Annotated in this window: 21 protein-coding genes; 11 read left to right on the top strand and 10 right to left on the bottom strand. The window is 69.8% G+C overall.

The window, feature by feature from the left end; translation table 11 throughout:
- Position 1: 1 nt before the first annotated feature.
- Entirely contained in the window at positions 2-730 is a 729-nt protein-coding gene (locus tag HUA74_RS05685) for an SMI1/KNR4 family protein (RefSeq protein WP_174453727.1), read from the top strand.
- A 418-nt stretch (positions 731-1,148) separates the two neighbouring features.
- Entirely contained in the window at positions 1,149-1,343 is a 195-nt protein-coding gene (locus HUA74_RS05680) for a hypothetical protein (RefSeq protein WP_141646395.1), read from the top strand.
- Between the two features lie 18 nt (positions 1,344-1,361).
- Here the strand turns inward: HUA74_RS05680 and HUA74_RS05675 are convergent, their stop codons facing one another.
- On the bottom strand, positions 1,362-2,081 hold the full coding sequence (locus tag HUA74_RS05675; protein WP_174453726.1) for a trimeric intracellular cation channel family protein: 720 nt from the start codon (positions 2,079-2,081) through the stop codon (positions 1,362-1,364).
- A 218-nt stretch (positions 2,082-2,299) separates the two neighbouring features.
- On the opposite strand from HUA74_RS05675, the gene HUA74_RS05670 reads away from it, so the two are divergent.
- From HUA74_RS05670 to HUA74_RS05660, 3 genes are all read left to right on the top strand, one after another.
- Positions 2,300-2,764 carry a hypothetical protein gene (locus tag HUA74_RS05670; protein ID WP_174453725.1) on the top strand — a complete coding sequence of 155 codons (465 nt, stop codon included), beginning with the start codon at positions 2,300-2,302 and terminating at the stop codon, positions 2,762-2,764.
- A gap of 223 nt (positions 2,765-2,987) precedes the next feature.
- The gene (locus HUA74_RS05665; RefSeq protein ID WP_174453724.1) at positions 2,988-4,079 is read left to right on the top strand and encodes a hypothetical protein; all 1,092 of its coding nucleotides are present in this window, start codon (positions 2,988-2,990) and stop codon (positions 4,077-4,079) included.
- Between the two features lie 104 nt (positions 4,080-4,183).
- The gene (locus HUA74_RS05660; RefSeq protein WP_141646391.1) at positions 4,184-4,609 is read left to right on the top strand and encodes a low affinity iron permease family protein; all 426 of its coding nucleotides are present in this window, start codon (positions 4,184-4,186) and stop codon (positions 4,607-4,609) included.
- A gap of 10 nt (positions 4,610-4,619) precedes the next feature.
- Here the strand turns inward: HUA74_RS05660 and HUA74_RS05655 are convergent, their stop codons facing one another.
- The 3 genes from HUA74_RS05655 to HUA74_RS05645 form a co-directional block, all read right to left on the bottom strand.
- A complete protein-coding gene (locus tag HUA74_RS05655; RefSeq protein ID WP_174453723.1) occupies positions 4,620-5,513 on the bottom strand; it encodes a YIP1 family protein in 894 nt (297 codons plus the stop codon).
- A gap of 219 nt (positions 5,514-5,732) precedes the next feature.
- On the bottom strand, positions 5,733-7,955 hold the full coding sequence (locus tag HUA74_RS05650) for a serine hydrolase (RefSeq protein WP_174453722.1): 2,223 nt from the start codon (positions 7,953-7,955) through the stop codon (positions 5,733-5,735).
- A complete protein-coding gene (locus tag HUA74_RS05645; protein ID WP_371745641.1) occupies positions 7,952-9,247 on the bottom strand; it encodes a GDSL-type esterase/lipase family protein in 1,296 nt (431 codons plus the stop codon). The genes HUA74_RS05650 and HUA74_RS05645 overlap by 4 nt, the downstream gene beginning before the upstream one ends.
- 428 nt (positions 9,248-9,675) lie before the next feature.
- On the opposite strand from HUA74_RS05645, the gene HUA74_RS05640 reads away from it, so the two are divergent.
- The 3 genes from HUA74_RS05640 (at position 9,676) to HUA74_RS05630 (ending at position 11,048) form a co-directional block, all read left to right on the top strand.
- Complete coding sequence (locus HUA74_RS05640) at positions 9,676-10,029, top strand: helix-turn-helix domain-containing protein (RefSeq protein WP_174453720.1); 354 nt, start codon at positions 9,676-9,678, stop codon at positions 10,027-10,029.
- A 77-nt stretch (positions 10,030-10,106) separates the two neighbouring features.
- Positions 10,107-10,490 (top strand): response regulator, encoded by a 384-nt coding sequence (locus HUA74_RS05635; RefSeq protein ID WP_217439504.1) that lies wholly within the window; start codon positions 10,107-10,109, stop codon positions 10,488-10,490.
- A gap of 57 nt (positions 10,491-10,547) precedes the next feature.
- Entirely contained in the window at positions 10,548-11,048 is a 501-nt protein-coding gene (locus tag HUA74_RS05630) for a MarR family winged helix-turn-helix transcriptional regulator (RefSeq protein WP_217439503.1), read from the top strand.
- On the opposite strand, the gene HUA74_RS05625 is transcribed toward HUA74_RS05630, so the two are convergent.
- From HUA74_RS05625 to HUA74_RS05615, 3 genes are all read right to left on the bottom strand, one after another.
- Complete coding sequence (locus tag HUA74_RS05625) at positions 11,049-11,480, bottom strand: ATP-dependent helicase HrpB (protein WP_174453719.1); 432 nt, start codon at positions 11,478-11,480, stop codon at positions 11,049-11,051.
- Between the two features lie 136 nt (positions 11,481-11,616).
- Complete coding sequence (locus HUA74_RS05620) at positions 11,617-12,630, bottom strand: NAD(P)-dependent oxidoreductase (RefSeq protein WP_174453718.1); 1,014 nt, start codon at positions 12,628-12,630, stop codon at positions 11,617-11,619.
- A 34-nt stretch (positions 12,631-12,664) separates the two neighbouring features.
- A complete protein-coding gene (locus HUA74_RS05615; protein ID WP_174453717.1) occupies positions 12,665-13,675 on the bottom strand; it encodes an NAD(P)-dependent oxidoreductase in 1,011 nt (336 codons plus the stop codon).
- Between the two features lie 190 nt (positions 13,676-13,865).
- On the opposite strand from HUA74_RS05615, the gene HUA74_RS05610 reads away from it, so the two are divergent.
- Genes HUA74_RS05610 through HUA74_RS05600 form a run of 3 tightly spaced genes read left to right on the top strand, consistent with a single transcriptional unit; the run spans position 13,866 to position 16,437 of the window.
- On the top strand, positions 13,866-14,456 hold the full coding sequence (locus HUA74_RS05610; RefSeq protein WP_174453716.1) for a TetR/AcrR family transcriptional regulator: 591 nt from the start codon (positions 13,866-13,868) through the stop codon (positions 14,454-14,456).
- Positions 14,457-14,508: 52 nt separating this feature from the next.
- Complete coding sequence (locus tag HUA74_RS05605; protein ID WP_174453715.1) at positions 14,509-15,438, top strand: LysR family transcriptional regulator; 930 nt, start codon at positions 14,509-14,511, stop codon at positions 15,436-15,438.
- A gap of 60 nt (positions 15,439-15,498) precedes the next feature.
- Positions 15,499-16,437 carry a pirin family protein gene (locus tag HUA74_RS05600; RefSeq protein WP_174453714.1) on the top strand — a complete coding sequence of 313 codons (939 nt, stop codon included), beginning with the start codon at positions 15,499-15,501 and terminating at the stop codon, positions 16,435-16,437.
- Between the two features lie 53 nt (positions 16,438-16,490).
- Here the strand turns inward: HUA74_RS05600 and HUA74_RS05595 are convergent, their stop codons facing one another.
- The 3 genes from HUA74_RS05595 to HUA74_RS05585 all read right to left on the bottom strand — a co-directional run bounded on the left by HUA74_RS05595 (position 16,491) and on the right by HUA74_RS05585 (position 19,730).
- A complete protein-coding gene (locus HUA74_RS05595) occupies positions 16,491-17,477 on the bottom strand; it encodes a LysR family transcriptional regulator (RefSeq protein WP_174453713.1) in 987 nt (328 codons plus the stop codon).
- A gap of 56 nt (positions 17,478-17,533) precedes the next feature.
- Positions 17,534-18,139 (bottom strand): hypothetical protein, encoded by a 606-nt coding sequence (locus HUA74_RS05590; RefSeq protein ID WP_174453712.1) that lies wholly within the window; start codon positions 18,137-18,139, stop codon positions 17,534-17,536.
- Between the two features lie 100 nt (positions 18,140-18,239).
- Positions 18,240-19,730 carry a HAMP domain-containing sensor histidine kinase gene (locus HUA74_RS05585; RefSeq protein WP_174453711.1) on the bottom strand — a complete coding sequence of 497 codons (1,491 nt, stop codon included), beginning with the start codon at positions 19,728-19,730 and terminating at the stop codon, positions 18,240-18,242.
- Between the last annotated feature and the right edge of the window lie 48 nt (positions 19,731-19,778).

The following is a 19,778-nucleotide window of genomic DNA, read 5'->3' as shown; positions in this document are numbered from 1 at the left end:
CATGGACAAACTGACAACACTTCTCGAGCGCTTCTCTCCTGGATACCAAGACCGGATTGAAGGATACCCCGACTGGTTGATTGATGAACTTGAAGAGGTCTTTGGCCAACCGCTTCCGGTCCCCTATCGGGAATTTGCTAGAAGCATGGGCGTCAGCGGCGGTCCGCTTCTCGCCCATGTTCGCTCATACGATCCTCTCCTGAATGTCGCCGAGCTGTACCGACTTTCTCCTCAAAGCGAGCTGCCTCCGAGGACGTTCCTCTTCATCTTCGGGGATCCAGACCCGCTGGCGCCCACGCCATACTGGCTCGACCTGGAATCCCCATCAGAGGATGGCGACTACCAGGTGGTGCGCATGCCCTTCGGTGAGCATCCACAGAGAAAGCTGCATCGAGACTTCGTGAGCTTCCGGGAGATGCTCTTCCTCTGGGCCATGGAATACGTCCATCTGCCGAACTTCCCCCATCAAGCGCGCTACCATCGTGGGAAAGACCTCCAGGCCAGCACAGTCGAGGACCTCGTCCGCATCCTTGAGAAGACGGGATTCGAGCGACTGCCCTACCCTCGCTACAGCATGCTCTTCGAACGGGATGACGCCGCCATTCGGCTCTACCGCCCTCCCGATGACTCCACTTTCGACATTCGCGTGGGCATGCACAGCGCCGAGCAGCTCAGGCATTTCCAGGCACTCATCGAGGACAACACAGACCTCAAGAGGTCCACCTGGTGAACCCGCCCACCCCGCCAACTTGACTCTCCCCACCCCATGGCGATGTTGAGCCGGAATGCACGGGCACCCCTCCCACCTCCTGCGCTGGCTCAGGCTCTTCCTCGCCTGCCTGACGCTCGTTGGTAGCGGTGCCTCGGCGCAGGCCCTGCCCCGCCCGGCTCCTGTCTCCGCCTCCCAGTCCAGCGGCTCCGCCTCCACCCCGCGCGCCCCCGAGCTGGTCCGCTACGCCTGGCACGCCACCCCCGGCCAAGCCCAACCCACCGCCTCCGCCACCTCGACCTCTCCGGTCCACGGTCGCGTCCAGAGGCATCCCCCAGGCCCCACCCGGCGCCTCTTCCTGCTCCACAGGTCGCTCCTCCACTGAGCCCTCCCGGAACGCCTCCGCCTTCCGGCAGTCCCCTCAGTCCCAGGAGCACCCATGTCCCGGTTCCTCTCCCGGGCGCTCGCCTTCCTGCGCGCGCTCGCGCGACACATCCGTCGCGCCTTCCGTCTCCTCTTCATCCTCATCCTCGTCGCCCTGCCCATCCCCGTCGCGCCCGTCGTCGCGGCCCTCCTGCGCCCCTTCCGGCGCAATCTCCCCGCCGAGGTCCTCCGCAAGAAGAAACAGCCCTGAGACACAGGGCCCCGAGCCTCACGGCTTCGTCCAGCCCTCGTCCTCGCCAGGCCCGCCGAAGTCGTCCCCCTTCCGGGGCGCGTCGCGCGTGCGCTTGACGGGCAGCCTCCATCCCCGCCGCACGGAGATGAGCCGCACCGCCGCGCCCACCGCCATTCCCGCCACCAGGGCCAACCGTCGGTGCCCCGTCAGCGAGAACGCCAGACACACCAGGCTCGCCGCGAAGGCGGCGAGCGCGTAATACCCAGGCTCCGGCCTCATCACCGTGGGCGTGCGCCGGATGAGCACGTCGCGGATGATGCCGCCCCCCGCCGCGGTGATGATGCCAATGAGCACCGCCGTCCCAGGACTCAGCCCCACCTCCAGCGTCCGCTGCGTCCCCGCCACCGCGAAGGAGCCGAGCGTCAGCGCATCCAGCGCGGACAACAGCTTCACCGTCGGCCCGTGCCGCAGCTCGAAGATGAACGCGGCGAACGCCCCCGTGAAGGCCGCGACCAGATAGGCGGGCTTCACCAGCACCAGCGGCGGCCCCACCTGGAGCAGCGTGTCGCGCAGGATTCCGCCCCCCACGCCGGACACGAGCCCCAGCACCAGGAAGCCCATCAGGTCCATCTTCCGCCGCTCGGCCAGCAGCGCCCCCAACACCGAGCCAGAGAACACCCCCAACAGGTCCGCGACGAGCGTCCCCAAGGAGATGACCTGCTCCTGCACATTCGGTTCAGTCAGGTCGAGTGACATGGCGCGCGGCGGCCCGTCAGCACACCGCCATCCACCAGCGTGGGGACGCCGCGGTCCACCAGCAACCCGCGCCGGGAGGGTCAGGGGCCGCATGCCCGGCATTCCCTCCCCAGCGGGCTGGCACTCGGGCGACAGGACAACATCTCCCTGCCCCCATGGCCGCGTCCTCCGCGCGAACGCAACTTACCTGTCTACCCGCGTCTCCCGGAGCGAAGGCCATGAATCCCTCCCGACCCGCTGACCGCATCTTCGAGGGTGGAACCCTGCTCACCATGAACGAGCATCAGCCCACCGCCGAGGCCCTGGCCCTCCAGGACGGCCACATCCTCGCCGTGGGCACGCGCGCCGAGGTCCTCGCGCTGCGCGGCCCCGACACCGAGGTCATCCCGCTCCAGGGTGGGACGGTGATTCCCGCGGTCGTCGACAAGCTGTCGAGCGGCAACTCGGACGAGGAACCCGAACCCCAGGGCACCCTCGCGCCAGGCCAGCGCGCCAACTTCGTCGTGCTCTCCGGCAACCCGCTCATCGTCACGCCCCGCGCCCGCGAGGACCTGCGCGTCCTGCACGTCGTCAAGGACGGCCGCAGCCTCTACTTCGCGGACACCCCACCCGCGCGCGAGAAGAAGGACGAAGACCCCTTCAGCGAAGCCCTCTTCCTCGACGAGAGCGGCTGGCTCGTCTGAGTCCCGCGGTCAGCGGCGCGGACAAGGCCCGGCGCGTCGAGTAGCTCGGCGCGCACCCTCCGAGAAATTGTCCTGCAACGAGCACCTCGACACGGCAGGCGGGGTGAATGACACCCATCCACGCGTGGGCTATTGAAAGTTCTGCGCTGTGTACTCCAGGGGTGACTTCCTCCCACTCCCGGCGTTCTGCGATGGTGAGAGGGAACCCGCACCGGAGAGCCTCATGCTCCGCCGCCTTGGCCCCGCGTTCTTCCTCGGAACCCTGCTGCTCGGGGGTGCCTGCAAGAAGTCACAGGACCCCGCGCCCGCGACTCCGGCGCCCCCTCCGTCCGCGGAGCCCGCCCCCACCTTCGCGCTCTCGCTCCTCCAGGACGCGTCGCCTTCGGGCTGTACCTGGATGCGCCAGGACGCCACGGGCCTACGCAAGGCCCTGGCCACCGTGGAGGCCCCCTGCGAGCGCCTGGGCCTGGCCTGGAGCCCGGACGGCAAGCAGGGCGCGCTGGTGGACCGGGGCGGCGGCACCGTGCCGCCGCGCGCCTGGAAGGTGGACTTCGACTCACCCCAGGGCCTTGTGTCACTCGCACTCCCAGACGAGGGCCACACGGACTCGCTCGGCTTTGACGCACAGGGCCGTGTCGTCGCCCTGGTGTCGCAGTTGGAGGGCCTGACGCGGAAGGAAGAGCGAGGCGAGGAGGTCTTCGTCGTGGATGGCCGGCGGCTGCCCGTGCCGGAAACGGAGGGCAGCCCGGGCCTCGCGCACGCGTACCGCCGCGAGGGTGAGGCGTGGAAGCGCATCGAGTCCGTCGCGACGGTGTACGAGCGAGAGGACGCGGCGGGCACGACGGCGCTGGCCACTGCAAGCCAGTTGGTGTCCTCGACGTTCGGCGCGGACCCGGATGCGCCCACGGCGACGGAGCTCTCCGAGGGCAGCGAGGACGCGGTGCGTCTGGACGCGGTGGTGAAGGACAAGGGCCACACGGAGTACGGCGCCTGGGTCTCGCTGGAGACGCACGGAGGGCCGCTGTACGCGTGGCGCGCGGCGCGCGAGCTGCCGGTGCTGATGCCGCCGCTGCGCTGGGAGGCGAATGATCGCCTGTCCGAGCCGGAGGCCCTGTCGCTGGAGCCCACGTCGGTGGTGGAGCTGCGCGTGCGAGGCGCGCTGTTGCTCGTGGCCTCCGACCACAGCGCGCGCATCTACGACGCGCGAAGCAAGAAGCGCATCGCCCAACTGGACGGCGTGCATGGCGCGCGCTTCTGGCCCAAGCAGCGCACCGTCACCGCGGCCCTCCCCTCGGGGACCTCCGCCGGGCAGTAGCGACTGCCTGGAGGGTGAGCAGGCTTTCGGGCCCCTCGCCAGCCCGGCATGCGAGCGTCCGCGCAAGCAAGCCAACCCTCCCGCTCATGCCCATCCCTTGAGGGATGCACGAGCGTTTCCACAAGTTCGCCCAGGGCGTGTCCGAGCGTGTGGGCTCCGTCCAGGCCCTGCTGCTCGCGGTGTCCGTGGTGGTCATCTGGGCGGTGACGGGGCCGCTGTTCCACTTCAGCGACACGTGGCAGCTCGTCATCAACACGTCGACGACCATCATCACCTTCCTGATGGTGTTCGTCATCCAGGCCACGCAGAACCGCGACGCGAAGGCCATCCACCTCAAGCTCGACGAACTCATCCGCGCGCAGAAGCACGCGCGCAACGAGTTCACGGACCTGGAGGACGCCACCGAGGAGGAGCTCGCGGAGCTCTCCCTCCAGTTCAAGCGCGTGCATGAGCGCGCCCGGGGACGCCACGTCGCCCAGGGGCACGATGACCGGCACGAGCCCGCATCGGACTCGGGCTCGAAGCACTGAGCCTGTGCGACTAGGGCGACTTCACCAGCGACATCATCATCGCGGCATAGCCGCCCACGCCCAGGCAGCAGGAGAGGACGGGCACCAGCAACGCGCCAAGGGCAGCCTGTCCCCAACCCACGCGGTACAGCTTCTGGTACGCGGCCACTCGCACGCCGGCGCTCCAGAAGGGCATCACATACATGCCGCAGAAGGGCACCAGGCCCAGCAGGTAGACGCCCTGGGACAGGGCATGTCCGCGCAGCGTCGCGGCGAACGTGCTCGGCGCTCCCGCCAGCCGCAGCACCACGTGGTCCAACGCGGAGGCCACCACCGTGATGACCATGCTCAGCACGGGCATCACCACCACCCAGCCGAAGAAGAAGAAGACGACGAGGCCCCGGAAGAAGGAAGGGCCCGGCTCGCCCATCCCTCGGGACGCGAGGTTCTCGTAGGGGACCACCAGCAGGACGGCGAAGTAGAACAGGCTGGTGACGAAGTAGCCGACGAACGCAGTGAGCAAGGCGAAGAGGAGCGAGCTGCCCACGCTCCCCTCCGGTGACATCCGTCCGAAGGTGACGCCCGGACGCAGCATCACCTCCACGCACGTCTTCCAGAACGCCTTCGCCCAGCCCAACTCCTCGCGCTGGTCCCACGGGAGTGGCTCGTGCGGCGAGCGCTCATGACACCGCGCGCAGACCAGTTCGCCGCGAGGACCCTCGCGCAGACACTGTGAGCAAGCGAAGGCGCCACAGCGCGTGCACGCATGAAAGCTCATCCACTCCGGATGGATGGCGCAGACGGCCACGTCCGAGTCGGCGGGAGGAGCAACCAGCAAGGAGGCGCCACACGCCGGACAGCGCTGAGCGCCGGGGGCGAAGGAGGCCTGACAGAAGGGACACGGGATGCCGGACACGAGAGGCATCCTCGCACAGTCCTCCCGGACGACCTCGCCCAAGCGAGACTCGTGCGAGCGCATGAGGCCGTGGTCATCCAGCACGAGGCTCGCGCCACACCCATCCCAGCTGGCAGGCGATGTCCTCGCCTCAAAGCGACTGACGCGGGCGCACGGCACGAATCCATGGGACACCCGGCACGAGGCTCGCGCAACACGCCAGCCCGATAGGCCGGCGCCATCTTCGAATCAGAGAGACTGACGCGGGCGCACGAGGCCGTGGTCATCCGGCACGGGGCCCGTTCCACGGTCCACGCCTGCCCGGTTGGCCGGCTCGGCGGTCAACTCCGGAGGACGGGCCTCGCGCGCGCGACGGGCCTGACGCAAGGCCGCCTTCGCTTCGGCCGGGTGGCCCTGGGCCTTCTCCCGCTTCGCCAGGGCCTCCCACAGCTCCGGTGACTCCGGGTGCAGCGCCACAGCCGCGCGCACCAGGCCCAGCCCCACGCGCGGCGTCTCCGAGTCCATCACCACGCGCTTGAGGAACGACATCGGCGCCAGCGCCAGCGCGCCCTGCGGCGTCGCCAGGGCCTCTTGCAGATGCGCCAGCACCTCCCCGTCCCGCTTCACCGTGAGCAGCGCCTGCGACAGGGCCCACCGGGCATCCACGCTCCTCGGCTGCAACTCCACCGCCCGCTCCAGCCAACGCACGCGGTTCGCGGACTGCTTGCGCCACGCGAACCCCTCGGCGACGCGCAGCAGCTCGTCCGAATAGTCCGGCCGCACATCCGGCGACAAGACCGCCGTCTTCTTCAGCGCGGGCCAGTGCGCCTCCGGGTTCTTCGTCTCGTCCAGCCGCAGACGAAGCAACTCCGGCACCTCCGCCCGCTTCCACCCGGCGACGAAGCGCAGCAGGTCCCCGCGCAGCGGCTCGCCGAAGCGCTCCGTGTCCGGCACACCCTGAGCTTCACACGCGGCCAGATAGTCCGCGAAGAACGACAGCGGACCTTCCGCCGGGTACGCCAACAGTCGCTCGGGGCCATGCGCCTTCTCCAACGTGCGCGCCATCTGCGCGCCCACGCGGATGAAGACGGAGCCCAGCTTCGGGTCATGCCCGCTGCGGATGCGCTCCAGCGCCGCCTTCGCGTCCTTGCCGATGAGCTTGCGGTCCAGCAGCTCCGACACACGCGCGAAGGCGCCCGGCAGGTCCTCGTCCGGCGGCAGCGTGCCCGGCCCTCGAGTGGCCCACAGGTGATACGCCAGACCATAGCTGGCGATGCGCCCCAGGCCCTCGTACACCACCGAGTCCACCGGGTCCGTGAAGTGCGCGTCCCTGCGCGTGACACCACTCTCCAGCACGCCCTCCATCAACCGGATGGACAGGCGCCGCAGCCGCTTCGCCTCGCCCTCGATGTTGGTGGCCAGCGCAATCACCGTGTCCTCGGCGGGGAACATCACCAGCAGCGTCGTCGTCTCCGGCTGCCCGCCCGCGTGCGCCACCAGGTAGTGGCCGCGCAGGGGATAGGTCGCGAAGCCCATGCCGTAGTCCGTGAGGCGCCCGTCGCGCGTGGCCATGGACGCCTGCATCTTCCCCATGGTGTCCCGCTTCACCAACCGGTGGGCCAGCACCGCGCGGCCAAAGCCGAGCATGTCCCCCACCGTGGCCCGCGTCCCACCTCCACCGAAACGACTGGACACATCCAGGAAGCGCGAGGGCTTCAGCACGCCGTCCTTCACGCGGTAGCCCACCGCCTGGTGCTCGTCGCGCGTCGCGGTGACGTCCAGGTCCGCGTGCTCCATGCCCGCGGGCTGGAAGACGTTCTCACGCAGGTAGTCGCGATAGGACTTCCCCGACGCCGCCTCCACCGCCGCGCCCAGCAGGTTGTAGCCCCAGGTGCTGTACAGGTAGCGGGTGCGCGGCTCGAAGGCGAGCGGCTTCTCGGAGAAGGCGGAGATGGCCTCGCCCGTGCTCACCGGCTTCACGTTGTTGCTGGAGGCCAGCCCGTCATACGTGGGCACCCCGCTCAGATGTCCCAGCAAATCCTTCACCGTGACGGTCCACTGCTTCGCCGGGTAGCCCGGCACCAGCGTGTGGATGTCCGCGTCCAAATCCAGCTTCCCCTGCTCCACCAACTGCAAGACGGCGACGGCGGTGAAGGACTTGGTGACGGACGCCATGCGGAACGTGGTGCGCGGCGTCGCGGGCAGACGTTTGGCCAAATCCCGCAGGCCATAGCCACACACCCACCGCTGGGCCCCGCGCGTGACACCCACCGTCAGCCCCGCGACGGGCCCCTGGGACAGCTCCGAGCGGACGATGGCATCCAGCGCCTGCGTCACCTCGGGAGAAAACCCGCGCGGGCCCTCGGCGGCCTCCGCGCTCACGGACTCGCACACCGGCGTGAGACGCGGCGCCGACAGCGCCGGAGTCGCGAACAACCACAGCGCGGCGAAGAGCCCCCTCGGCGTCATCATGGCGCGGCCTCCACGGTCGAACCAGGCGGGCTTCCGGCCGCGGGCGACAGCGCGGCCACGCGACGGGAAGCCGGCGGCGTCTCCACCCAGGCGCGCAGCAGCGCGTCCGTCACCAGATGGCCCAGCACATCCAGCCCCCGTCCGCGCGGATGCACCAGGTCTTCGTGCATGAACCCGGACTGGTGGAAGCGCGAGAGCGCGCCCTTGCCCCCCATGGCCGCGTAGAGGTTGAAGAAGGCGCACCCTTCCGCCTGCGTCACCTCCCGCTCCGCCTCGACGACGGCCTCCAGGAAGGGGCGCTGCGTGAAGGCCTTGCCCCGGTCCTTCGTGTCGCGCACCGCGTCCATGGGCCCCACCACCAGACAGGCGCTGCCCGGCGCGGCGGCTCGAGCCCGACGCAGCAGCGCCCCCAAGTCCTTGCGCAGCGTCTCCAAATCCGTGCGCTTCCACTCCAGGCGCTTGGACTCGTTGCCCCCCAGGAAGAAGACGAGCAACCGAGGGTCGCGCTCCGCCAGCTGCGAGCGCAGCGCCGCGTCATCCAGCCGCGCATAGAGGCTCGCATCCGCGGACGGAACCCCGAGCATGTCCAGGACGATGCCAGGACGCGCGTGCTGCAACACCACGCCCTGCACCACCGCGCCCTTCGCCTCCGCCACCACGTCCACCGACGTCGTGCCCGCGGGCAGCTCGAAGCGCGTGGCCTTCGACTCGCCACTTCCCGTGGGCTCCGTCCGGGCCAGCACCGTGTCTCCACTCAGGACGGTGAGCGCGCCGCCATGCGGGACATCCAGCCACCACAGGGTGCCTCGCGGCTCGCCCTCCAGCTTGAAGCGGCTGCGCGCCTTCGCGACGGTGGCCACGTGGTACACGCCCGTGACTCCGAACGGGTGCGGGGGCTTGCGCAGCTCGCCCAGCGTGCGGGGCTCCCACCCGCCCTTGCTGTAGCCGGTGCGTCCGCGCCCACCATAGGGCGCCATCCGGTCCACCAGCAGCACGCCCCGGCCCGCGGCGCCGAAGCCCGCGCCCAGGTCGTCCCGGAGGATGTCCACGATGCGGTCCCCCGCGATGAGCGAGTTGCCAAAGGCCTCGATGACCGTGGGCCCGGACGCCGTGCCGGCGGACAGGGAATCCAACGATTCGAAGAAGGACGCCAGCGCGGTGCGGGCGCAGCCCGTGCCCACGGGCGCCACGCACGGGTCATCCACCTTCGCCCCGAGCGCCCCGAGCTTCACCGCCAGCGCCTGCGTCGACCGCGTCCGCTCCGTGGGCTCCGGCGCCACCCGCCGTGGCACGGGTTCGGGCTCGGGTGGCCTCGGAGCTTCAGACGGAGGGCGCGCCACCGCCGCCGCCGGAGGGGCCGTGACAGGCTCCGGGACGGTGAGGGGGCGAACCTCGGAACCGATTTCACAGGCGGCCAAGAGGCCACAGCAGGCCAGGACGTGGAACACGGCCCGCCGTCCACCCCACCCGACTTCCGAATGCGTCATGCGGCGTGCAGCGTAGACGAACTCTTCCGCTCGCGCATTTTCCCGGCCCGCCAGCCTCCCTGCTCCTCAGGGAAGCGTGGGCGAGGGATGCGCTCGCACCTTGCCTCCTGGTTTCCCGCAACCCTGCGACACACAGGGCCTCCGAGTTGGCGGACGGGCGACATCCGAGGTCCAACCGACAACACCTTCACTTCACTTGGGACGCGGAGTCCCCAGATTACCCGTCACCCACTATGGAGAATGCGAAGAACAAGGTAGCGAACTGGACGAGGTTCCATCGCAAGTTCGGCGGCCATGTGCGCCAGCTTCGCAACAACCGGGAGCTCACCCAGGAGGCACTCGCGGAGCGGTGCGAGCTCTCGGTGGATGCCATCCGTCGCATCGAGCGCGGAGCGTTCTCTCCGTCGCTGGATACGCTCGGCAAGCTGACGACAGGCCTGGACGTGTCACTCAAGACGCTCTTCAACGGCTTCGAGCAGGAGCGCACCGAAGAGGTGGCGGAAATCTGCGACTTCCTGTCCAGCCTCTCCGGCCCGGAGGTGAAGCTCGCCTGGAGGGTGCTCCAGGCCATGTTCGAGGAAACCTGAGGACCTCTTCTGCCGGTGCGAACCGGCAGATGTTCCCTGTACCCCGCGCCCACCATGACCTAGGGAGACGACCTCTCATGCCAGGAGCCTCCGAAGGAACGCTGCTCGTCGTGGAGGATGACGCGGACCTCCGCGCCTCCGTGGTCGACGTCCTCACGAGCGCGGGCTATCGCAGCGCCGTGGCGAAGGACGGCCTGGAGGCGCTCACCTGGCTGGAGGTGCACGGGCGCCCCTCCCTGGTGCTGCTGGACATGGAGATGCCGCGCATGGACGGGTACGCCTTCCTGGAGCGCCTCGCCCGACACCCCGCATGGACCGGGCTGACCGTGGTGGCCCTGACGCCCCGGCGGGTGCTCCACCCGGCCGTGCTCGACACCCTCCTCAAGCCCTTCGACGGGCACGACCTCCTGGAGCGCGTGCCCCACTGGCTGCGCGGCTCGCGCCTTCCCGGAACGTCCTGAAGCGCGATTCCATTGCGCGCAATGGACCTGGGCCGCATGTTGCGGGGAGGAACCGCCATGCCCCTGCCCAAGAAGCGCGTCGACGCGCTCCACCTGAACGAGCAGCTCTGCTTCACCCTGTACTCGACGGTGCACCTGCTCAACCGCACGTACCGGCCGCTGCTGGAGAAGCTGGGCCTCACCTATCCCCAGTACCTGGCGATGCTGGTGCTGTGGGAAGAGGACGACGTCACGGTGAAGGCGCTGGGGGAGCGGCTGCTCTTGGACTCGGGGACGCTCACGCCGCTGCTCAAGCGGCTGGAGTCCGCGGGGCTCGTCAAGCGCGAGCGGGACGTGCTGGATGAGCGGCAGGTGCGCATCCGGCTGACGACCTCGGGGCGAGGCTTGCGCGCGAAGGCGGAGTGCGTGCCCCCGTCCATCCTGGAGGCGTCGGGCTCATCGCTGGAGGAGTTGCAGGACCTCAAGGCCCGCGTGCTCGCCATCCGCGAGGCCCTCAGCTCTCGACTGGAGCAGGAGCCTCCGCCCGCGCCCGCGAGCAAGCGCCGCAAGACGGGGTAGCTACACCTGCGTCTTGAGGACGTCCTTCAGCCCGCTGGTGCCCTTCTCGACGACGCGACTCACCAGGTCCAGGGACTGCGTGTAGCGGTACATGGACGCCTGGAGCGCCAGCAACTCCGCGTTGGAGTAGTGCGCGCCAGAGGACGCGGACTGGATGATGTCGTCCAGCACGCGCTGGCCCTGCTCCAGCTCCTGGACGAAGCGGGAGATGCCGTGGAGCACCGTCCGCTCGGTGCTGGCGACCGGGGACACCGCGCTCGAGGGAGCGACCTCACGTGGAGCGCTCGGGCTCGAAGGGGCGTTCGCTTTGTCCGCGAGGACGCCATCGAACCGGGACGCTTCGTGCTTCTCGGCCGCGACACTCACGGGTGGCGGCGTCACCTGCGGTGGAAGTGGAAGTGGAAGTGGAAGTGCGGTCAGCGGGCTCGTCATGGGGACGGTCTCCTTCGGGCGTGGAGCAAGGCGTCACCCGCGAGTATCCCCGCCGGGGCTGACAGCCTCCTGGCGCGGCGCGAGGGCCCTTCCCGAAAGGTCGGGCCCTCGTCCACGCGGGAGACACTTCACCGAGTCACGCGCGTTGAATCCGCGTGCCCCACGCCTTCAGGCGCTCGACGACGTGGGCCGGGTCCAACACTCCCTCGGGCGAGTACAGCCCCGGGGCCACGGGAGCCCCTCCCACGAGCCCCAGCAACCGCTCCACCGCGAGCGCCACGCCCCGCCCGCTCAGCCCCGAATGCACATCCCAATCCACCAGCGTGTGGCGCACGTGCGTCGTCGTCCCGTCCGGCAACTCTCCGATGAGTTCGATGATGACCTCGTGGCCGGGACCCTGACCGGCCGGGCGGCTCGACGCGGCCCGCACCGCGAAGTCGAGTCGCACCGTGCTCGCGTCCGTCACCGCCGCGAGGGTGGCCACGTCCAGCAACGGATACGCCCGGCCCTTCCACTGCGTGCCGTCCGCCGCCTGGAAGGTCCGCGTCGTGTCCTCCTCCGTGGTGGCCCAGAGGAACTTCCCGTCCTTGCGAATCAGCGGGCTGGGCACGCCCTTCGTCAGCCGCTCCATGTCTCCGCTGGCGGCGGGCCCGCCCACGTCCTCCTCGTCGAAGACGGCGCCAATCAGGATGGAGTGGACCTTCTTCAGCTCGCGAGCGAACTGGAGGGTGGACATGGCCACGGTGCCGCCCAGGAAGTGCCCCAGGAAGAGCACCGGAGCGGCCGTGGGTTTCTGGATGTGGACCGCGACCTCCGGGCCGATGTCGAAGACAAAGTCGGAGAAGGAGACATACGGCAGCCCGTGCGCCTGCGCGTACTTCATCGAGCGCAGGGTGTCGTCCTTGAGCAGCACCACCACGGCACTGAAGGCGGCGTCTGGAGCCAGGCCCAAATCATCGCGCTCCAGGTCGATGCGCACGGCCTCCGCCCGGCCGAGTTCCCTGGCGAGCGCGGCGGCCTTGCTCACATCACGTCCTCCAATCCGGAGGGCCAGCTCCGGGTGCAATTCGCGCAGTGCTTTCACGGCCCGGCGTCCAACAATGCCGGAGCCTCCGATGACGAGGACGGGCTTCAGGTTCGATGCGTTCATGATGGGATTCCTGTGTGTGGAAGAGAGGGGAAGGTCATGCGCGACGAAGCCGGGCGCCGGACTCCTGGAGTCGGCGCAGCAGGTACTCCGGCTCGATGAGGACATGGGGGAGGTAGAGCCCCGGTGCGACGGGTGCGCCTCCCGCGAGGCCGAGCAACCGCTCGACGCCCACGGCCACGCCCACCGCCGTCATCGGAGCCTGTCCCTCCGGGTGCATCAACTCGTGACGCACGCGCGTCCGGGTGCCGTCGTGCAGCGTGCCTTCGAGTTCGAAGATGATTTCGGTGGAGAAGGGCTCGCCACGGCGGCGCGGCGCGGAGGTGCCGATGGCGACATCGAAGCGGATGGACTTCGCCTGCGTCGCGGCGGCGAGGCTCGCGGGGTCCAGCATCGTGTACGCCTGCCCCTGGACGTCCTGCCCTTCTCCGTCGCGGAAGGTGCGCAGCGCCGCGTCGCCTCCCACCCAGCGCCACTGTCCGTTCTCCAGGATGAGGGTGTTGGGCGTGGCCTTCGACTGCCGGTCCAGGTCCGCGTACGCGGCGGCCCCGCCCACGTCCTGCTCGTCGAGCACGGCGCCGATGGCGATGGACTCCAGCGCGCGGAACTCCCGGGCGAACTGGAGCGCGGGCAGCGTGGCGGCGCCCACCAGCCAGGCGCTGCCCAGGAGGATGGGCGAGCGCGTGGGCTGGTGCATGTGGAGGGCGACCTCGGGAGCGACCTCGAACAGGCTCGTGGAGATGCCCAGGTACGGCAGCCCGTGCGCCTGCGCGTACCGCAGCGAGTTGAGCGTGTCGTCCTTCACGAACAGGACGACGGCGCTGTAGGCGCGGCTCGAGGGCTGGCCCAAATCGGGCCGCGCCAGGTCCACCGTCGTGGCGTCGGCGAGGCCGACCTCGCGGGCCACCGCCTGGGCGCGGGACAAATCCCGGCCGCCAATCGTGAGCGGCAGGTCCGGTTGCAGCCGACGCAGGGCCTTGGCGGCCAGGGAGCCGACAACGCCCGAGCCACCAATGATGAGGACGGGTTTCCGAGGGTTCGAAGACATGACAGGTGCGCTCCCCTGCCCCGAGAGGCAGTGGTTGAGGGTGCCGGAGGGCCGGCGGGAAATGGTGCCGCGTTGACCCTACTTAAAGTAAGTTACCAAAAGTAGGTTCGCCACGATTTCGACGACGAGAGGTCCGGTTGCGCGTCCGCGTCGAGGCAGCTAAGCCCCAAGGGTGCCGCCGCGACGTCCCATGAGTGAACCCGCCCCCAAGAAGCTCCCCAAGGCCCAGCGACGCGAGCAGTTGCTCGACGTGGCGATGGCGGTGGTGAGGAAGGAAGGCACGGACGCGCTGACGCTCGCCCACCTGGCCGAGCGCGCGGGCGTCAGCAAGCCCATCCCCTACGAGCACTTCCAGTCACGCGCCGGGCTGCTGATGGCGCTGTATGAGCGCATCGACGCCGCGCAGCTCGCTGAGTTCGAGGAGGCGATCCAGCGCACGCGACGCAAGCTCGAGGACGTCGCCAGGGTGATGAGCGGCTCGTACATGCACTGCTACCTGACCATCGGTCCCGAGCAGCACGCCATCTCCGCCGCGCTCAAGGGCGACGGGCAGATGGAGACCTTCTATCAAACGATTCTGGACCGCTATGTGGACCTCTACCGGGACGCGCTCGCGCCCTACTGCGAGCTGCCGAAGGAGACCCTGCGCCTGCGCTGCGTGGGCATCATCGGCGCGGCGGAGGCGATTTCACGCGACATGCTCCGGGGCGCCATCTCGGAGAGCACCGCCGCGACGACATTGGGCTCGCTCATCGTCTCCTGGCTGTCGGCGCGCAAGTAGGGCAAGGCCCGCCACGCGTGCAACGCCCGCGTCGATGTGATGCAGTCGCGCGGTGCTCGACAGCGTCACCATCGACCAGCTCCGGACGCTCCGCGCGGTGGCCGAAGAGGGCAGCTTCTCCGCGGCGGCCCGGCGCCTGGGCCAGGGACAACCCGCCGTCAGTCAGGCCATGCAGCGGCTGGAGAAGCAGCTCGGCATGCGCCTCTTCGACCGCAGCAGCCGCGTCCCCCGCCTGACGATGAAGGGCGAGGCCGTGGTCGCCGCCGCCCAGCGACTGCATGACGACCTCGCGACGTTCCAGACAGTCGTCGGCCGCCTCAAGAGCGGCGAGGAGACGAAGCTCGCGCTCGTCGTCGACGCCATGTTCCCGACCTCCGCGCTGCTGTCCTTCGTCAAGGAGCTGGCGCAGACCCACCCCGGCGTGGAGCTGACGCTGGAGGTGGAGCTGCTCGCCGCCGTGACGGAGCGCCTGCGCGAGCGCAAGGCCACGCTCGCCATCGCCGGCGCGGACCTGGACCTCTCCGGCCTGGAGCAGCGCCCCATCGCGCTCTTGCGCATGCTCCCCGTCGCCGCGCCGTCACATCCCCTCGCGGCGGTGAAGGGCGTCATCACCGACGAGCACCTCGCCACCACCACCCAGCTCGTCCTCAGTGAGCGCCTGCCCTCCGGGAAGACAGGCACGGCGGACCGGGGCGTCTTCTCCGCGAAAAGCTGGCGCGTCGCGGACTTGATGACGAAACATGCACTCATCCTCGGCGGGCTCGGCTGGGGCCACGAGCCCGAGCACCTGGTGAGCGAGGACCTGGCGGCGGGGAGACTGGTGCGTCTGCGGCTCGCCGCCTATGAGGGCGGGCCTCCGCCACAGCGGCCCCTCGCCCTGGTGCGCCGCAAGGGCACGCCGCTGGGCCCCGTGGCGACGTGGGCCTCCAACCGGCTCACCTCCCTCTGCCAGCTCGCGCTCGGGGACCATCACACGACGTGATGATAAGCATCATGCGCGGGAGCGATTTACACCTCCGCTTCCACCCTTACGTTCTGTGCCATGAGCACCACGACACAGACACTGACTCCCCCCACCGTTCCCCACGCGCTTCCCCGTGCGCGGACGCTCGAGAGCGTCCACGGCGGCGGGCCCTTCCACTGGGTCGGCGACGGCTTCCGCGTGAAGACGCTCGTCCCCAGCGGGGGCGTGTCCCAGGAACGTGTCAGCCCCTTCCTGCTGCTGGACCACCATCCGCCGCATCACTACCCGCCCCTCGCCAAGGGTCAGCGGGGCGTCGGCTGGCATCCGCATCGCGGCTTCGAAACCGTCACGCTCGCGTTCGAGGGCAACGTCGCGCATCGAGACAACGCGGGCCACTCGGGCGTCATCGGCCCGGGTGACGTGCAATGGATGACGGCCGCGTCCGGCATCCTCCACGAGGAGTACCATGAGCATGCCTTCTCCCGACGCGGTGGCGTCTTCGAGATGCTTCAGGTCTGGGTGAACCTTCCCCGCGCTCACAAGCGGGCCGCGCCGGGCTACCAGCCCATCACCGCGGCGCAGATTCCCACCGTCCCCGTCGAGGGCGGAACGGTGCGAGTCATCGCGGGCAACTTCAACGACACCCAGGGTCCCGCGCGGACCTTCACGCCCATCTCAATGCTCGACGTGCGACTGCGCGCGGGGACGGACCTCCAAATCCCCTTGCCGAAGCACCACAACGCCATCGTGCTCGTCGCCTCCGGTCGCGTGACTTCCGGCGGTGAGACGGCCACCGAGGGCGAGCTCGCGCTCTTCGCCAACGACGGCGAGTTCCTGTCCCTGCGTGCCGAAACGGACACGCATCTCATCGTCCTCGCGGGTGAGCCCCTGCGCGAGCCCATCGTCCATCTGGGCCCGTTCGTCATGAACAGCCAGCGCGAAGTGCTCCAGGCCATTCACGACTTCGAGTCCGGCAAGTTCGGCGAGCTCCCCGAGGACGCGGCGAGCACTTCATGACAGCGCGGGACTGAAGCATGCGGGCGCCCCCGGACCACCGAGTCCGGCGGGCGTCAGCGGCTCCGGGCGCGGCGCGCGGGGCTCGTGGGCGGCTTCGCTCGCGGCTCCGCGCGAGTCGCCGGCATGTCCTTCAGCACATTGAACAGCAACTGCCGGAAGTAGCGCGAGCCGGGGTCCGCGTCCGTACGGGTGTGCCACATGAGCGACATCGTCATGGGCGGAGGCGCGGGCATGAACCGCAGGCGCTTCAGCGGGAGCATGGCGCAGAGGACCTCCGCCGTGCGTCCCGGCATTCCCGCGACGTAGTCCGTGCGCGTCGCGGCCATGCCCGCGGCGATGAAGTGGGAGACGGCGAGCGCCGAGCTGTACTCCAGGCCGTTCTCCTTGCGGAACCGCTCGAACATGGAGCGCCCCACGCCCGGACGGCCCTGGGTGATGACGATGTCGATGTGCTTGCAGGCGTTGAACGCCTCCCGCGTCAGCACCGTCCCAGGGATGAGCGGGTGGTCCTTGCGCACGACGAAGGCCACCTCCTCCAGGTACAGGTCCTCCACGCAGAAGCCCTCCCGAGTGGCCACCATCCGGGGCCCCAGCGCGACATCCACCTCCCCCGTCCCCATTCCATCCGACGCGACCAGGAAGTCGATGCTCACCACGCGCAGCTGCGCCTGCGGCATGCGGTGCGCGAAGGCCTCGACGATGCGGGGCACGTCGCAGACATCCTGATTGTCACCGCAGGCCAGCGTGAAGCGGCGCGTGCTCTCCTCCGGCTGGAAGCGCTGGCCATCCACGGCCACCTGGAGCTGCGCCACCGCGTTGTTGAGCAGCGGCCTCAGCTCTTCACAGCGAGGCGTGGGCACCAGCCCCTTTCCCTGACGCACCAGCAGCGGGTCTCCCAAGAGTTCCCGCAGCCGGGCCAGCGCGTTGCTCACCGCCGACTGCGTGACGTGGAGCTGCCGCGCCGCACCCGTGGCGCTCCCCGTCTCCAGCACCGCGTGCAGCACGAGGAACAGGTTGAGGTCGATGGCCGAGAGATTCATCGCGGGGCTGGCATACCGCACCCGCCCGCATCACCGGAACACCCGGCCCCGCGTACTCAGGAGCGCTGCGCGCCCGACAGCATGGCCGCCACCTGGGGGTCCAGGCGGAAGGACTCGAAGAAGCCCTCCGCGTCCTGGGGCGGCTTGCCCTCGGGATGCAGCAGCAGTTGCTGATAGAGCCGGGGGCCCACCAGGTAGAAGCGGCCTCGCAGCCGACGCGGCCCGGAGACTCCTTCCACCTCCCAACCCGGGAAGCCCTCCAGCGTCAGGGGCTTCGAGGAGACACCCGTGGCGCCCAGGGCCTCCAGCGCACCCAGGCTGGCGCGGGACACCACGTCGCTCGGCTTCGCCTGCGACACCGCCGCCGCGGGGAAGTCCGTGTACGAGACGTAGTACGCCGTGTCCGACTCCGGACGGACGGCGATGAACGTGTGGAGTGTCACCTCGCCCACATCGGTGACCTGGGAGCGGCGCTCCTCGCTCACCGGCCCCGGCAGGGCGACGGAGAAGCCCCCTTCCGTGGACTGGATGACAGAGGCGGGCGTGGCGGAGGAAGGCCGCGCGGCCTGGGCCTCGGGCGCCGGTTGGCGGGAGGCACACGCCCCCAGTCCTCCCACGGAGAGCAGGATGGCGAGCGGCGCGACTCGGCGCGAAATCTTCATGTTCCAGGCGACTCCTGTCATGGAGCCCGGAAGGTACGTCCGACGCCTCCCTGGCGCACCCAGCCTCTCCGACGGAAGCGCGGCACGCAACGCTTTGCGTCTAGTGCAGGGCGTCCGGAGGCACCGGCGCCGTGGCCGCCGGGAGCTCCACGGCGCCCCCCGCCTCCTGGGTGGCGAGGGCCAGCCGGACGCAGAACGTGGAGCCCACCCCGGGCGTGCTCTCCACCTCGATGCGCCCGCCATGGGCCTCGACGATGCGCCGCGCGACGGACAGCCCCAGCCCCACCCCCGGCGCGCGCTTGCTCCGGGCATCGCCCAGCCGCTGGAAGGGGGCGAACAGCATGCCCTTCTCCTCCTCGGTGACGCCGATGCCCTGGTCCTTCACGAGCAGGAGCACGTCCTCCTGATCGCGGCGCACCGCCACGTCCACGCGACTGCCGGACGGCGAGTACTTCAGCGCGTTGCTGACCAGGTTGGCCATGACCTGCTCCAGCCGGTCCGGGTCCACGCGCACCAGCAGGGGCGTCTCCGGCACGTCGAGCTGGAGCACGTGCCCGCCGTCGCTGGAGCGGTACAGCTCCACCACGCCCCGCGCCAGCTCGCGCGCGTCTCGCACCTCGGGCCGCAGCTCCAGCTTGCCCGCCTCGATGCGGGTGGAGTCGAGCAGGTCCCCCACCATCCGGTCCAGGCGCTCCACCTGCCGTCCCACCAGCGCGAGCGTGCGCTGCATGCGCTCCGGCGTGAGCTGCGCGCGCGTTCGCTCGGTGAGGGCGGTGGACAGCTTCAGCGCGGACAGCGGATTGCGCAGCTCATGGGCCACGCCCGCGAGGAAGGCGAGCTGCTGCTCCTGCTGGTGCGTGAGGCTGTTGGCCATCTCGTTGAAGGTGCGCGCCATGTCGCGCAGCTCGGTGGGGCCCGCCACCGGCGCGCGGGTGCGCTTGCGTCCCGCGCCGAAGCGGCGCATGGACTGGCTGATGTCCCGCAGGGGCTGCCAGGCGATGCGTCGCAGCAGGTAGGTGCCCGTCACCAGGCCCACCAGCAGGAGACCACACAGCACCAGGCCCACGGTGTTGCCCATCCGGTTGAGGTCCGCCGAGGACTCGCGCGCCGTCCGGGCCTCCTCCACGTTGAGCTGGACCAGCCGCTCCAGCGAATCCAGCGAGGCATCCAGCGCGGGAATCACCCGCTGGGCGCGCTGTCGCAGGGGCAGCCGAGCGGCCTCTCGCTGGGTGGCGAGGTACTGCCTGAAGTGCTCATCCACCTCCCGGATGAGCGCCTGCTCCGGGGCGCCGAAGGCACTGCGATTGAGGCCCTCCAGCAACCGGGGGAACGAGGACTCGATGCTCTGGAGCGTCCTGCCCCGGATGCGCTCGGACGTCACCTCCACCGGGCCCGTCACGCCGCTGAGCCGGAAATGGATGAGCAGGTCGATTTCCAGCTCCTCCGCCAGATGGAGTCCCTCCACGGAGTTGCCGAGCGTGTTCGCCGAGTGGTTCTGCGCGTTCGTCAGGACGATGAGCGCGGTGGCGGCCACGAGCGTCAGCAGGGCGAGGCCACCCATGATGGCGGCGAGCCAGGCGCGCAGACTCATGTCGCCTCCTGGCACGGCGGACGGACTCCACGAACGACCTGGCTCTGG

The organism is Myxococcus sp. CA051A (genome assembly GCF_013336705.1).
GTDB lineage: Bacteria > Myxococcota > Myxococcia > Myxococcales > Myxococcaceae > Myxococcus > Myxococcus llanfairpwllgwyngyllgogerychwyrndrobwllllantysiliogogogochensis.
This window is presented reverse-complemented; position numbering and strand designations above follow the sequence as displayed.

Bases quoted from the DNA above. Each gene is read 5' to 3' on its own strand.
- HUA74_RS05670 (WP_174453725.1), top strand. From the start codon at position 2,300: ATGAATCCCTCCCGACCCGCTGACCGCATCTTCGAGGGTGGAACCCTG.
- HUA74_RS05620 (WP_174453718.1), bottom strand. From the start codon at position 12,630: ATGAACGCATCGAACCTGAAGCCCGTCCTCGTCATCGGAGGCTCCGGC.
- HUA74_RS05655 (WP_174453723.1), bottom strand. From the start codon at position 5,513: ATGCCTCTCGTGTCCGGCATCCCGTGTCCCTTCTGTCAGGCCTCCTTC.
- HUA74_RS05625 (WP_174453719.1), bottom strand. From the start codon at position 11,480: ATGACGAGCCCGCTGACCGCACTTCCACTTCCACTTCCACTTCCACCG.
- HUA74_RS05610 (WP_174453716.1), top strand. From the start codon at position 13,866: ATGAGTGAACCCGCCCCCAAGAAGCTCCCCAAGGCCCAGCGACGCGAG.
- HUA74_RS05665 (WP_174453724.1), top strand. From the start codon at position 2,988: ATGCTCCGCCGCCTTGGCCCCGCGTTCTTCCTCGGAACCCTGCTGCTC.
- HUA74_RS05650 (WP_174453722.1), bottom strand. From the start codon at position 7,955: ATGATGACGCCGAGGGGGCTCTTCGCCGCGCTGTGGTTGTTCGCGACT.
- HUA74_RS05595 (WP_174453713.1), bottom strand. From the start codon at position 17,477: ATGAATCTCTCGGCCATCGACCTCAACCTGTTCCTCGTGCTGCACGCG.
- HUA74_RS05635 (WP_217439504.1), top strand. From the start codon at position 10,107: ATGCCAGGAGCCTCCGAAGGAACGCTGCTCGTCGTGGAGGATGACGCG.
- HUA74_RS05685 (WP_174453727.1), top strand. From the start codon at position 2: ATGGACAAACTGACAACACTTCTCGAGCGCTTCTCTCCTGGATACCAA.
- HUA74_RS05660 (WP_141646391.1), top strand. From the start codon at position 4,184: ATGCACGAGCGTTTCCACAAGTTCGCCCAGGGCGTGTCCGAGCGTGTG.
- HUA74_RS05590 (WP_174453712.1), bottom strand. From the start codon at position 18,139: ATGAAGATTTCGCGCCGAGTCGCGCCGCTCGCCATCCTGCTCTCCGTG.
- HUA74_RS05675 (WP_174453726.1), bottom strand. From the start codon at position 2,081: ATGTCACTCGACCTGACTGAACCGAATGTGCAGGAGCAGGTCATCTCC.
- HUA74_RS05630 (WP_217439503.1), top strand. From the start codon at position 10,548: ATGCCCCTGCCCAAGAAGCGCGTCGACGCGCTCCACCTGAACGAGCAG.
- HUA74_RS05585 (WP_174453711.1), bottom strand. From the start codon at position 19,730: ATGAGTCTGCGCGCCTGGCTCGCCGCCATCATGGGTGGCCTCGCCCTG.
- HUA74_RS05600 (WP_174453714.1), top strand. From the start codon at position 15,499: ATGAGCACCACGACACAGACACTGACTCCCCCCACCGTTCCCCACGCG.
- HUA74_RS05615 (WP_174453717.1), bottom strand. From the start codon at position 13,675: ATGTCTTCGAACCCTCGGAAACCCGTCCTCATCATTGGTGGCTCGGGC.
- HUA74_RS05680 (WP_141646395.1), top strand. From the start codon at position 1,149: ATGTCCCGGTTCCTCTCCCGGGCGCTCGCCTTCCTGCGCGCGCTCGCG.
- HUA74_RS05640 (WP_174453720.1), top strand. From the start codon at position 9,676: ATGGAGAATGCGAAGAACAAGGTAGCGAACTGGACGAGGTTCCATCGC.